This is a genomic window from Actinomadura montaniterrae (assembly GCF_008923365.1).
GTDB classification, from domain to species: domain Bacteria; phylum Actinomycetota; class Actinomycetes; order Streptosporangiales; family Streptosporangiaceae; genus Spirillospora; species Spirillospora montaniterrae.
Genome location: NZ_WBMR01000122.1, coordinates 1 through 12884, shown reverse-complemented (window position 1 = coordinate 12884; position 12884 = coordinate 1). Strand labels below are relative to the sequence as shown.

The window sequence follows — 12884 nt, the reverse complement described above, 5'->3', positions numbered from 1 at the left end:
GTATATTCTGGGGCTCCTTGAGGGCGCGGGGTGGCGTCCTTGTCGGTGGAGGGGCGTCGGTATGGCTGGGCCGCTTTTGGCTGGGGATCCTCGGGAGTTGGGTGGGTATTGGCTGGCCGGGCGGTTGGGGGCCGGGGGGCAGGGGGTCGTTTACGAGGGGTACGACGCCGGGGGCGTGCGGGTCGCGGTCAAGGCGCTGCATGTCGACACGGTCAATGAGGCGCTGCGGAACGGGTTGCGCAAGGAGGTCGCGACGCTGCAGCGGGTGGCGTCGTTCTGCACGGCGCGGATCATCGGCGCGGACCTCGACAGCGTGCCGCCCTACATCGTCAGCGAGTACGTGCCCGGGCCCGATCTGCAGGCGTGGGTGAGCGAGCGGGGGGCTTACGGGGCGGACGAGCTGCATCGGCTGGCGATCGGGATCGCGACGGCGCTGGCGTCGATCCATCGGGCCGGGATCGTCCATCGGGATCTGAAGCCGGCGAACGTGCTGCTGGGGCCGGACGGGCCGCGGGTGATCGACTTCGGGATCGCCAAGACGGACGAGATGTCGCGCAGCGCGACGGGGGCGCTGAAGGGGACGCCGCGGTGGATGGCGCCGGAGCTGTTCCAGGGGAAGCGGGCGACGCCCGCGGTGGACGTGTGGGCGTGGGCGGCGGTGGTGCTGTTCGCGGCGAACGGGCGGGCGCCGTTCGACGGGGAGACGATGGCGACCCTGCACCATCAGATCCTTAATGAGCGTCCGAAGACGGACGTGCTGCCGGAGCCGTTGCGGGGGCTCGTGGACGCGGCGCTTAGCCAGGACCCCGAGCAGCGGCCGAGTGCGCAGGAGGTGCTGGACGGGCTGCTCAGCGGGGTGAGCGGCGACGCGCTGGAGGCGGGGACGAGGGCGGCGGGCCTCGGGGAGGCGCCGTCGGTGACGTTGCCGCCCGCGCTGGGGGAGGTCGCGGAGCAGGTGTACCGGCGGCTGGGGTGGGAGGCGCAGCAGGCGGTCCCGCGGGTGCTGCTGAGGATGGTCGCGGCGCCGGCGGACGCACAGGGGGCGCTGCGTCCGGTGCCGGTGGGCGACCTCGTGGACGGGATCACGGGCGAGCGGGCGCTGGAGGAGGTGCTGGACGCGTTCTGCGGTGCCGGGCTCGTCCGGCGGGACGATGTGACGATCTCCATCGCATCGCCGGCGCTGCTGCGGGCGTGGCCGCGGCTGGCCGACTGGGTGAGGGCGGAGAGCGAGGGGCTCGCGGCCCAGCAGGCGCTGGCGGGTGCGGCGCGGGTGTGGAACGCGAACGGGCGCAAACCGGCGGACCTGCATCAGGGGTCGGCGCTGGACGGGGCGCTGGCGTGGGCGTCGGTCGGGCGGCGGCAGCTCACGCTGAACCTGGTCGAGCGGGCGTTCCTGGACGCGTCGGTCCGGCAGACGCGGGATCGGGCCCGGACGCGGGCCGCCGTCACGACGACGCTGGCGGTGCTGCTGGTGATCGCGTTGTGCGCGGGGGCCGCGGTCGCGGTGCAGAGCCGGAGCCTGCGGAAGACGAACGCGACGGTGGCGGAGCAGCGGGACTCGGCGGTCGGGCGGCAGCTCGCGACGCGGGCCGTCCAGCTGCGCCGGACGGATCCGGTGCTGGCGCGGCGGCTCGCCGTCGCCGCGTCCGCGCTGGCGGGGGACACGTTCGAGACGCGGGACGCGCTGCTGACGCTGACCGAGCAGTGGGAGCAGGGGATGTTCCGGCCGGCGGGGGTCGGGACGGACTGGAACACGCTGAGCCCCGACAAGGCCGGGCCTTACGCGTGGTGGAAGGACAACACCGTCATCCTCGGCGACCCGGACACGAAGAAGGCGCTGACGCTGCGCGTCGCGGGCGCGGGCGTGGCGGGGCTGGGGCTGACGCTGGACGGCAAGCGGCTGCTCACGCTGCAGAAGGACGGCACGCTGGCGCTCTGGGACACCGCGTCCGGCGCGCGGACGGGCCTGCCGTTCAAGCACGTGATGGGCGACGGGTTGTGGTTCAGCCCGAGCGGGGCGCGGCTCGTCACGACGCACCACGGGACGGTGAAGGTCCTCGACACGGCCACCGGGCGGGTGCAGTTCACCGCAAAGGAGAACTTCAGCATCACGGGCCCCATCTTCTCGCCGGACGAGAGGATCCTGGTCGGTGTGGCCAAGGACGGCGGCCATTGGCGCCTCGTGGGGCGGGACCTGGCGACCTTCAAGCGGATCAAGGTGCCCGAGCAGGTCCGGGACCTCGTCGAGACGTCCAGGATCGGGTTCAGCCCGGACGGCCGGTTCTTCGCGGCCACCGACGCCGGAGGCGTCAAGGGCGAGATCACGGTCGTGGACGTCAAGACGGGTGAGCTGCGCACGCGGCTGAAGGAGCCGAAGGGGTTCGACAGCCTCGACTCGGAGTTCACGTTCAGCCCGGACGGGAACTTCCTCGCGGCCGGCATGGCGCTGTGGAGCACCGACACCGGCACGTCCGAGCCGCCCTACCTGTTCTACAAGCCGGACGACATGTGCAACGCGACCCGGTTCAGCGCGGACGGGCGGAGCCTGCGCTGCGTGGACAGCGAGGGGCGCGTCCAGTCCATCGACGTCTCGGTGTTCGTCCGTCCGGTGCAGGTGGCGCGGGCGTACGGGGACTCGGCGATCAGCCTGGACGGGTCGACGCTCGCCACCGCGGACCCGTCGCCGTCCACCGGCGTGCAGATCTGGGACACCGCGAAGCGGGCGCGCCGCACGACCCTCCCGATCACCTACACGAACGGGTACGGCGGCGACCGGATGTCGCTGTCGCGGGATGGCCGGCTGCTCGCGCTCCTCCGGCAGGACAGGACGGTCGAGATCTGGGACGTGCGGTCGCGCACGAAGCGGACCGCGATCGACCTCGGCCCGGCGGCGATGCCGTCGTCCCGGCCGCTGCCGTCGTTCTCGCCGGACGGCAAGGCCATCGCGACCGTGACGCTCGGCGGCCCGGCGACGCCCGCGAACCAGAACCAGCCGCGGGCGACCCTGCTGCGGTTCTGGGACACCTCGACCGGACGGCAGCTCGGGCAGGCGCAGGCGGCGCAGCGGACCGGCGCGTCGGACGGCTCGCCCGAGCTGAAGATCGTCTGGAGCGCGGACGGGAAGAGCGTCGTGTCCGCCAACGACCTCGGGGTGGTCGCGTTCCCGTCCGGGAAGACGCTCGCGCCGCCGAACCCGCTCGCGACGACCGTCCAGGCCGTCGACCGGCAGGGGACGCTCGTCACCGTGCAGGACCGGTCCGACCGGCGGTCGCTGTCGTTCTGGAACGTCCGGACGCTCAAGCAGATCGGCACCCCGGTCGCGACGCCCGACGGCAAGTCCCCGATCGCGGCCCTCTCGCCGGACGGGCGGCTGCTCGCCACGACGGACATGCAGGGCAAGATCGACCTCTGGGACGTGCAGGGGCAGCGGCGGCTCGGGCTGCCGCTGACGGGGCACACCTCGGCGTCGATCGACGCGACGATCGAGTCGCTGGCGTTCAGCCCGGACGGCACCCGGCTCTACAGCGTGAGCGGCGACGACGGGAAGCTCGTCACGCACACGGTCGCGCCGCGCCTGCTGGAGGACGGCCTCTGCAAGCGGGTCGGGCCGCTGTCGCGAAGCGAATGGAAGCAGTACGTGCAGGACATCCCGTACGAGAAGACCTGCTAGCTCAGCAGGATCTCCAGCATGCGCTCACCCGGGTCGGCCCCGGCGGCGCCCCCGGCGGTCCCGGCGGCGGTCCTGGCGGCGGCACCGGGCGCGCCGGACGGGACGAGGTAGCCGCCGACCCACGAGCGCAGCATCAGCAGCGCCCGCAGCCGCGCGTCGTCGGCGCCGAACCCGAGGCCCTCCAGGCACGCGGCGATGTGCCCGAGCAGCGCGCGGTCGGCGTGCCGGACGGCCTCCTCCGCGGCCGGGTCGTGCTGCGCCCACAGCCGCATCGCCCGGTCGACCGGCGCGATCTCGCGGCCGAGCGCCTGGATGCGGCGCAGCCGCTCGCGCGGGTCGCCGGTGCTGCCGAGGGCGAGGTCCAGCATCTCGTCGGTGCGCTCGTGCGCCCACCGGTCGAGGAGCGCCCGCATCAGCTCGCCGCGGTCCTTGAAGTGCCAGTAGAAGCTGCCCTTGGTGACGCCGAGCCGCGCGGCGAGCGAGGTGATCGCGACGCCGCGCTCGCCGGTGCGGGCGAGTTCCTGGTAGCCGGCCTCCACCCAGTCCCGCCTGGCCATCCTCGTACGGGCCGTCATCGCGCTCCCCACGCTCCGCTACACCAGGACCACCGGACCAGGGTCCATGCCCAGCTCGATCCGGCCGTAGAGGGCGTACGCCGCGTCCGGGTCGAAGACCACATGCCCGCTGATCGTATTCACATCCCGCTGGGCCCGCTGGAACGGCGAGTCCGCGAACTGGGTGCTCGCCCCGGCCGCGCCGCACAGCTCGTTGACGACGCGCCGCGCCGTGGCGGCCACGTGCGCCGCGACAAGCCGGGCCCGGGCGCGGCGGTGCAGGCCGGTGGCGTCGCCCGCGGCGGCGGCCTCGGTCACGTCCCGCAGCGCGTCCTCCAGGAGCAGCCGCGCCGCCGCGAGGTCCGCGGTGGCGGTGGCGAGCCGGATCTGCCCGCTCATCAGGTCGCGCTGCCGCTCGCCGCTGTAGGCCATCCGCCGGCTCCGCATCCGCTCGGCGAACAGCGCGAGCACGCCCTCGGCGACGCCGAGCACGGGCGCCGCGCTGGTCAGCGCGAACACCGGGACGAGCGGGGTCCGGTAGAGCGGCGCCGGGTGGACGCGCGACCCGGGCGAGCGCCCCTCGGTCAGCGCCGTCAGCGGCACCGAGCGGTGCGCCGGGACGAAGGCGTCCGCGACCTCGATGTCGTTGCTGCCGGTGCCGCGCATCCCGCTGGTGTGCCAGACGTCGTGGACGGTCACGTCCGCGCGCGGCAGCAGGAACAGCCGCGGTTCGATCGCCCCGTCGGTGGTGACGAGGCCCATGACCATCGCGTGGTCGGCGTGCATGGAGCCGCTGCCCCACGACCAGCGTCCGGTGACCCGGTGCCCGCCGTCCGCCGGCTCGGCGGTGCCGGTCGGGGCGAGGACGCACGGGATCAGCGCGTACGGCCGCTCGGCCCAGACCTCCTCCTGCGCCTGCTCGGGGAACAGCGCCACCATCCAGTTGTGCAGCGTGTAGATGACCGACAGCCAGCCCGTCGACGCGCAGGCGGCGCCGGCCGCGCGGCAAGCCGCCGCCATCGGCTCGAACCCGAGTTCGGCGCCGCCGAACCGCTTCGGCACGAGCATGCTGAACAGGCCGGACGCGGCGAGGTCGGCGATGGTGGCGTCGGGCGGGCGGCGCGCGTCCTCGGCCTCGCGGGCGCGGCCGGCGAGCGCGGGCGCCAGCTCCCGCACGCGGCGGACGATCTCGTCTCCGTACTCCATGGTACGGAACCATACTCCTAAGTATGGCGCACGGTCGCGGCGCGCTGCGCCCGGGCGTCAGGGCGTCAGGGCGTGACGATGTCGAAGTCGCGGTCGGGGTCGTCCAGCAGGCCGATCAGGGTGGTGAGGGCCCGGCGGTCGCCGTCGGCCTGGATGTCGCCGAGGTCCTGCGTGGCGACCAGCTGGAGCAGCTGCGGCTTGGTCAGGGTCAGGGTGAGGTCGGCGGGGGTGCCGTCGTGCGCGCGGGTCTGGGTGAGGACGCCGTTGGCGAGGCTGAGCCGGACCTCGTCCTTGAGGTCGGTGAAATTGCAGTCGATCGTCAGCCGCGTGTCCCAGGCGCGCGGGCCGTCGACGCGGATAGCGAGGGAGTCGAAGACCTGCTCGACGCTGAGCGCCATCAGGACGTCCGGGGACGAACTGTCGAGCGTGTTGGTCGGCTTGTCGCCGCGCAATTCCGCGGCGCCCTGGAGATAGAAATTGCGCCAGGTGCCGTTCTCGCTGCCGTGCCCCAGCTCGTCGTAGACCCGGGCGAGGAGTTCGCGTGCCTCGGTGTTCCCCGGATCGGCGAACACGACGTAGTTGAGGACCTGCGCGGCCCAGCGCGTCTCGCCCGCCTCGAAGGCATCCCGGGCCTTCGGCATGATGCTCTCCGCGCCGCCCATGAACTCGACGTGCTTCTTCGCCGACTCCTCCGGCGGCAGTTCCCACAGGTGCGCGGGATTGCCGTCGAACCACCCCATGTACCGCTGGTAGATCGCCTTGACGTTGTGGGAGACCGACCCGTAGTAGCCGTGCGTGTGCCAGGCCCTTTCCAGCGCGGGCGGCATCTCGATCAGCTCGGCGATCTCGGTTCCGGTGCGGCCCTGATTCAGCATCCGCAACGTCTGGTCGTGAATGTAGGCGTACAGGTCCCGCTGCTCGGACAGGAAATCCGTCAGCTCCCGCGTGCCCCACGTCGGCCAATGGTGCGAGGCGAACAGCACATCGGAATCCGCCGCGAACATCTCGATCGCCTCGGTGAGATAGCGGGCCCACACGCGCGGGTCCCGCACCAGCGCCCCGCGCAGCGTCAGCACGTTGTGCAGGTTGTGGGTCGCGTTCTCGGCCATGCACAGCGCCCGCCGGTCCGGGATGTGGAAGTTCATCTCCGCGGGCGCCTCGGTGCCCGGCGTCAGCTGGAACACGATCCGGACCCCGTCCACCACCTCCTCCTGGCCCGTCTTGGTGATCGTCAGGTTCGGCTCGATCAGCGAGATCGTGCCGGTGGACGTCGTCGGGCCGAGCCCCGCGCCGATCTGCCCGGTCGCGTCCCGGGGCAGCTCCGCGCCGTACATGAAGATCGCGCGCCGGTTCATCGCGGTGCCCGCGTAGACGTTCTCCGCCACGGCGTGCTCCAGGAACCCGGCCGGCGCGATGATCGGGATCCGCGCGCCCTGCGGCACCACCCCGCGGACGCCGCCGAAATGGTCGGCATGCGAATGGCTGTAGATGACGGCGGTCACCGGCCGGTTCCCGCGGTGCTCCTGGTAGAGCTCCAGCGCCGCCGCCGCGCATTCGACCGACAGCAGCGGGTCGACGACGATCACGCCCGTGTCGGCCTCGATGAAGGAGATGTTCGACAGATCGAACCCGCGCACCTGATAGATGCCGTTCGCCACCTGGTACAGGCCGTGCTTGGCGGTGAGCTGCGACTGCCGCCACAGGCTCGGGTTCGCCGTCGCGGGGCACGCGGCGTCCAGGAAGGCGTAGGCGTCCAGGTCCCAGACGACCCGGCCGTCGCCGTCCTCGATCCTGCGTCGCGACGCGGTGCCGACGAACCCCTTGTCCGCGTTCTCGAAATCGGTCCGGTCGTCCAGGGACGGCAGCGCGGCCACGGTCAGCTCCTCACGGCAGGGTTCGTCGGTACCCGAGCACTTCCCTGGCCTGGATCACCTCAGTGCCACAAATGCACCAAGAGCCCATGAACCCCCGAGTCAACAGGGAGTTTTCGGGGCATCCCGACACGGTCGGGGGACGAGGGCGTCCTCGCCTCCCGGCGGCCGAACCATCGACCGGGGGGAACCATGAGCGACCTCATCGCCGTCGCCTACGACGACCTGGACCACGCCGAACGGGCCCGCGACAAGCTCATCCAGCTGCACAAGGAGCACGTCATCGGACTGGCGGACGTGGTCGTCGTCGAACGCAGGGACAACGGCAAGATCAAACTCCACCAGGCCCGGAGCATGACCGCCGGCGGCGCGCTCGGCGGCGCCGCCTGGGGCGGCCTCATCGGCCTGATCTTCTTCATGCCGCTGCTCGGCATGGCCATCGGCGGGGCCACCGGCGCCGCCATGGGCTCCGCGGCCGACGCCGGCATCGACGACGACTTCATGCGGAACCTCGGCGAGCACCTGGCGCCCGGCGCCGCGGCCGTGTTCGTCCTGATCGACAAGCGCAACCCGGACAAGGCCGTCCCGGAGATGGCGCCGTTCGGCGGCCGGCTCATCCAGACGTCGCTGTCCGACGAGCAGGAGCAGCACCTGCGCGAAGCGATCAAGGCCGCCCGCGCGCCCCAGCCCGCCTGATCCATTACGGGTTGACGTGCGGTGATGCCCGTTCCGTATCGCGCATTGCGAAACGGTGATTGGACGGCGGAGGCCATCCTTCCGCAAGGTGGATGCACGGCATCCGCTACCCGAAGGAGTCCACCACCATGAGCGTCGTCGATCGGGCCCGCCGGGCCCTCGGGCAGGTCGGGACCTACGTGCCGGTGCCGTTCACCCGCTGGATCCCCATCGACGAGCAGCGCAAGGCCGTCCGGCGGCTGGAGGCCGCCGGCTACGGCACGACCTGGTGCAACGAACCGGTCGGCGGCAAGGACGTCTTCGCGCAGCTCGCCGTGCTGATGGAGGCCACCGAGCGGATGACGTTCGGCACCGGCATCGCCAACGTCTGGGCCCGGGCCGCGCAGACCGCGCACGGCGCGGCGGCCGTCCTCGCCGAGGCGTACCCGGACCGGTTCGTCCTCGGGCTCGGCGTCGGCTACCGGGAGCAGGCGGCGGCCGTCGGCCGCGACTTCGGCCGCCCCGCCGGCACGATGCGGGCCTACCTGGACGCCATGGCCGAGCCCCCGCAGATGCCCGGGCCCGACGCGTCCTACCCCCGGATCATCGGCGCGAACGGCCCGAAGATGATGGCGCTCGCCGCCACCACCGACGGCGCCTTCCCCGCCCACCAGCCGCCCGAGTTCACCGCGGACGCCCGCCGGACGCTCGGCCCGGACAAGCTCCTCGTCATGGGGCTGTCCCACAACGCCGACGACGAGCCCGCCGCCATCGCCGCCCAGGTGAAGGCCCACCTCGCCGCGGGCGCCGACCACGTCACCCTCTTCCCCGCGACCGGCGACGACTTCACCGCCGACGTCGACCGCCTCGTCGACCTGGCCCCGGCGCTCCTCTCCTAGAGATCCCTAGCGAAACGGCTCCTCCGCCGGGACGCCGCGTGCGATGATCGTTCGCCGTGCGACCCCCGGAGGGCCCGATGGCCGACCCCCTGCTGCCCGAGGACCCCCGGCGGATCGGCCGGTACGTCCTGACCGGGCGGCTGGGCGACGGCGGCCAGGGCTCGGTCTACCTCGGCCGGGACGGGAACGGCCGCGAGGTGGCGGTCAAGCTGCTGCACACCCGCCTGGGCCGCGTCCCCGAGGCGCGGCGGCGCTTCGTCCGCGAGCTGGAGGTCGCCTCCCGGGTCGGCGGCTTCTGCACGGCGCGCGTGCTGGACGCCGACGTCCAGGGCGACCGGCCGTACATCGTCAGCGAGTTCGTCCACGGCCCGTCCCTCGCCGAACTCGTCCGCGCCCAGGGACCGCTCGATCCGGGGACACTGCTGCGCCTCGCCATCGGCACCGCCACCGCACTGTCGGCGATCCACCGCGCGGGCATCGTCCACCGCGACTTCAAACCCCCGAACATCCTCATCGGGCCGGACGGCCCCCGGGTCATCGACTTCGGCATCGCCCGCGCGCTGGACTCGTCCCTCATCACCGTCACCAGCCAGGTCGTCGGCACGCCCGCGTACATGGCGCCCGAGCAGGTCGCGGGCGACGCCGCGGGCCCGCCCGCCGACGTCTTCGCCTGGGGCGGCACGCTGCTGTTCGCCGCGACCGGCCGGGCGCCGTTCCCGGGCGACTCGATCCCCGCGCTGCTGAACGCCGTCCTGAACGCCGAGGCCGACGTGAGCGCGCTGCCCGGTCCGCTCGCGGAACTGGCCGGCGCCTGCCTCGCCAAGGACCCCGCCCGCCGCCCCACCAGCGCCGACGCGCTCTTCCGGCTGCTCGGCATGGCCGGCGCGGACCTGCCGCCCAGTGCCCGTCCGGACGATCTCCTCGAACGCGGCATGGCGTCGGCCACCGCGGTGCTCACCAAGGTCGCCTACGGCCCGCCGCCCCCGCAGCTCGCGCCGCGGCGGTCCCGGCGGGGCCTGCTGATCACGGCCGGGGCCGCCGCGGCGGCGCTCGCGATCGCCGTCCCGGCCGTGATCTCCCAGCTCCCGGACGGCCCCTCCGCGCACGGCGCCACCGGCACGACGCGGGGTACCGCCGGGACGGTCGGCTCCGGCCGCACCGGGGGCACCGTCAAGATCGGCGTGATGGCGCCGATGCGCGGCCCGCAGGCCGCCGCCTCCGCGGGCGTCTGGGCAGGCGCTCAGCAGGCGGTGAACGAGTTCAACGCGAAGCGGCCCTCCGTCCACGTCCAGCTCGTGCGGCTCGACACCGTCACCGGGGCCGACGCGCAGGACGCGGCGGCCGGACGGGAAGCGGCGCGGCTGAACGCCGCCGCCGTCGTCGGCAGGTTCGGCGAGGAGGCGGCGGGCGCCATGCCGATCCTCGAGGCCCGGCACATCCCCGCGCTGTCGTCGGCGGCGCCGGCCTCCGCGTCGTCGGGCGGCGGATGGACGTACTGGCACACGGTCATGCCCGACATGGACGCGTCGGTGAGCGCCCTCGCCGAGATGATGGGCCGCCGCCGCTTCGCCACGCGAACCCGGGTGGTGGTGCTCGACGACACCACCCAGCCCCTGGCCCACCGGCTCGCGACCGTGTTCAGGGCGCGCGCCGAGGCGCTGGACGCCCTGGTCCGCGTCGTGGTGCTGAGGACGAGCCCGCCCGACTACACGACAGTGATCGGTGACGTGAAGGGGCTGGACGCGGACGCGGTCTTCTACGGCGGCCTCCCCGAGACCGCCGGCCCGCTGCTCAAGCGGGTGCGGACGGCGGGCTTCAGCGGCCGGTTCTACCTGGGCCTGCCGTCGCTGGACCCGCGGCTCGTCTCCGGCGCGGGCAGGGCCGCCGAAGGCGCGGTCCTCACCTGCCCCTGCTCGAGCTTCGCGCCGGGCGCCGCGCGGATGCCGAAGGCCTTCACGGACTTCGCGGCCCGCTACGCCCAGGCCAACAAGGGAAGCCGTCCCGCTCTCTACGCGCCGGAGACGTACGACGCGACCTGGGCCGTCCTGCACGCGTTCGAGCACGGCAGCCGGACGGGCGCCCAGGTCAACGACTATCTGCGCGCCATCGACATGCCCGGCGCGTCCCAGCGGGTCCGCTTCACGGCCCAGGGCCATCTCACCGACGGCGTCAGCTACGCCTACGAGGTGAAAAACGGCCGCTTCACCTGCCTAGGCAACTCCGCCACCGCCCCCGTCACCTGACGGACAAGCGCAAGACGACCAACCGAAACCGTGCCGCTGTGTGTACCCCCTACCGGATTCGAACCGGCGCTACCGCCTTGAAAGGGCGGCGTCCTAGGCCGCTAGACGAAGGGGGCCCGGTGGTGGCAGAGATGGTTGCCACTCGACCCGGTCAAGTGTAGAGGACGTGGCGGGGCGGCGCGCAAACGGTTACCCGCGTTCGCGGGTGGGCGACGGCGACGAGGTCGGCGAGGTGGTGGGGGACGGGCTCCGGGACGGCCAGTCGGACGGGAACTTCGACGGGAACGGCGAGGCCGGGGACGACGGCGGGGCGGTGGCCGGGGGCTGCGGCTTGATCGCGCGGTCCGGGTCGGGTTCGAGATGGCGCTCGATCTTGGCGGAGGTGAGGCCGAGGCCGCCGAGCTGCAGGTCGTCCCATCCCTGGAGGCGGTGCGAGGCGCGGTTGAAGTAGAGGACCGACAGCTCGATGGGGGTCGGCTCCTCGTGCTCGAGGCCGCGCAGGCCGGCGCCGCCGGTGGAGCCCTGGACGAACAGGCGGGTGCCGGTGGGCAGGAGCTTGGTCTGGCGGGCGTGCAGGTGGCCGGACAGGATCAGGGGCGTCAGGCCGGAGAACGCCTCGCCCTCGGACGGGTCGTGGGTGAGGACGACGTCGGGCGTCGTCCCGGACTTGCGGAGCTTGTCGGCCAGGACGTTGCCCTCGGCGCGGACCTGGTCGGAGCCGACGAAGTCGTCGCGGGTGCTCTTGTCGGGGGTGAAGCGGGGGTCGCCGACGCCGTAGAGGCGCAGGCCGCCGACCTCGCGGGTCCGGTCGTCGAGGACGATCGCGTTCTTCTGCCGCGCGACGGCCCGCTGGGTGCTCCGCGAGTCGTGGTTCCCGCGGATGTAGACGTACGGGATCTTCAGGTCGGAGATCGAGTCGGCGAACTTGTCCTCCGGCTTGCTGCCGTGGTCCATGAGGTCGCCGGTGTCGATGATGAAGGTGGCGTGGAACTGGGTGCTGACGGACTTGACGACGTTCCACGCGGTCGGGTTCAGGTGGATGTCGGAGACGTGCAGGACGCGGATGGTGGACGGGTCCGGCTCGTAGGTCGGGAGCGTCGAGGTCGCCGCGTACAGCTTGGAGGCGTTGCCGACGAGGCGCGCGAGGTTGGCGCGGTAGGTGGAGAAGCGGGTGAAGACGGTCTCGGCGTCGCCGACGACCTGGGGGGCGTTGGCGAGCAGGCCGGTGTAGCGGGGCTCGGCGATGGAGTCGGGGTTGAAGGTCGTCCAGGCGAGCAGGGCGACGGCGACGAGGCCCGCGGCGGACGCGCCGAGGGCGGCGGCGGCGCGCCGCCAGGACCGGAACAGGATCAGCGCGGCGAGGAACGCGAAGACCAGCGCGAGGACGGCCGCGCGGATCAGCAGGACGGTCACGCCGTGCCGGATCTGGTCGGCGATCTGGTCGGTGACGCGGTCGAGCGCCGAGTCGTCCTCGATGAGCCGCTGCGCCTGGTCGGGGCGGACGTCGGTGAGGTGCGCCTCGACGGACACGGGGCCGGAGTGGGTGTCGAGGTGGACGGCGCCGAGCGGCGGCAGTTCGAGGGTGGTCCCGCCGTGCAGCGACGGGTGCAGGACGAGTTGGACGTTCGCGGGGCCGACCGGGGTGACGGTGCGGCCGCCGACGAGGAGGCCGACGTAGCCGCCGGCGAGGCCGATGGCGATGGTGAGGGCGATGCGGGTCCAGCGGCTGCGGGCGGCGCGGGCGCCGGCGGCGCGCGCGCGGCCCG

8 protein-coding genes and 1 tRNA gene are annotated in these 12884 nt (G+C 73.1%); 4 read left to right on the top strand and 5 right to left on the bottom strand.

Going from position 1 to position 12884, the window contains the following annotated elements:
- Positions 1-61 precede the first annotated feature (61 nt).
- Positions 62-3670 (top strand): WD40 repeat domain-containing serine/threonine protein kinase, encoded by a 3609-nt coding sequence (locus F9B16_RS31835; RefSeq protein ID WP_151543922.1) that lies wholly within the window; start codon positions 62-64, stop codon positions 3668-3670.
- Here the strand turns inward: F9B16_RS31835 and F9B16_RS31830 are convergent.
- From F9B16_RS31830 to F9B16_RS31820, 3 genes are all read right to left on the bottom strand, one after another.
- Positions 3667-4245, bottom strand: coding sequence for a TetR/AcrR family transcriptional regulator (locus F9B16_RS31830; RefSeq protein WP_151543921.1), 579 nt, complete (start codon positions 4243-4245; stop codon positions 3667-3669). The two genes, F9B16_RS31835 and F9B16_RS31830, sit on opposite strands and share 4 nt — an antisense overlap.
- 18 nt (positions 4246-4263) lie before the next feature.
- Positions 4264-5430 (bottom strand): acyl-CoA dehydrogenase family protein, encoded by a 1167-nt coding sequence (locus tag F9B16_RS31825; RefSeq protein ID WP_151543920.1) that lies wholly within the window; start codon positions 5428-5430, stop codon positions 4264-4266.
- Positions 5431-5495: 65 nt separating this feature from the next.
- Entirely contained in the window at positions 5496-7304 is a 1809-nt protein-coding gene (locus F9B16_RS31820; RefSeq protein ID WP_151543919.1) for an alkyl/aryl-sulfatase, read from the bottom strand.
- Between the two features lie 189 nt (positions 7305-7493).
- On the opposite strand from F9B16_RS31820, the gene F9B16_RS31815 reads away from it, so the two are divergent.
- From F9B16_RS31815 to F9B16_RS31805, 3 genes are all read left to right on the top strand, one after another.
- Complete coding sequence (locus tag F9B16_RS31815) at positions 7494-7997, top strand: DUF1269 domain-containing protein (protein WP_151543918.1); 504 nt, start codon at positions 7494-7496, stop codon at positions 7995-7997.
- A gap of 128 nt (positions 7998-8125) precedes the next feature.
- Complete coding sequence (locus tag F9B16_RS31810) at positions 8126-8875, top strand: LLM class flavin-dependent oxidoreductase (RefSeq protein ID WP_225992116.1); 750 nt, start codon at positions 8126-8128, stop codon at positions 8873-8875.
- A 77-nt stretch (positions 8876-8952) separates the two neighbouring features.
- Positions 8953-11118 carry a bifunctional serine/threonine-protein kinase/ABC transporter substrate-binding protein gene (locus F9B16_RS31805; protein ID WP_151543916.1) on the top strand — a complete coding sequence of 722 codons (2166 nt, stop codon included), beginning with the start codon at positions 8953-8955 and terminating at the stop codon, positions 11116-11118.
- A gap of 43 nt (positions 11119-11161) precedes the next feature.
- Here the strand turns inward: F9B16_RS31805 and F9B16_RS31800 are convergent.
- A tRNA-Glu gene (locus F9B16_RS31800) sits at positions 11162-11234 on the bottom strand.
- A gap of 73 nt (positions 11235-11307) precedes the next feature.
- Positions 11308-12884: metallophosphoesterase family protein (locus F9B16_RS31795; RefSeq protein WP_318839267.1), on the bottom strand; the 1577-nt coding region annotated here is incomplete at its 5' end.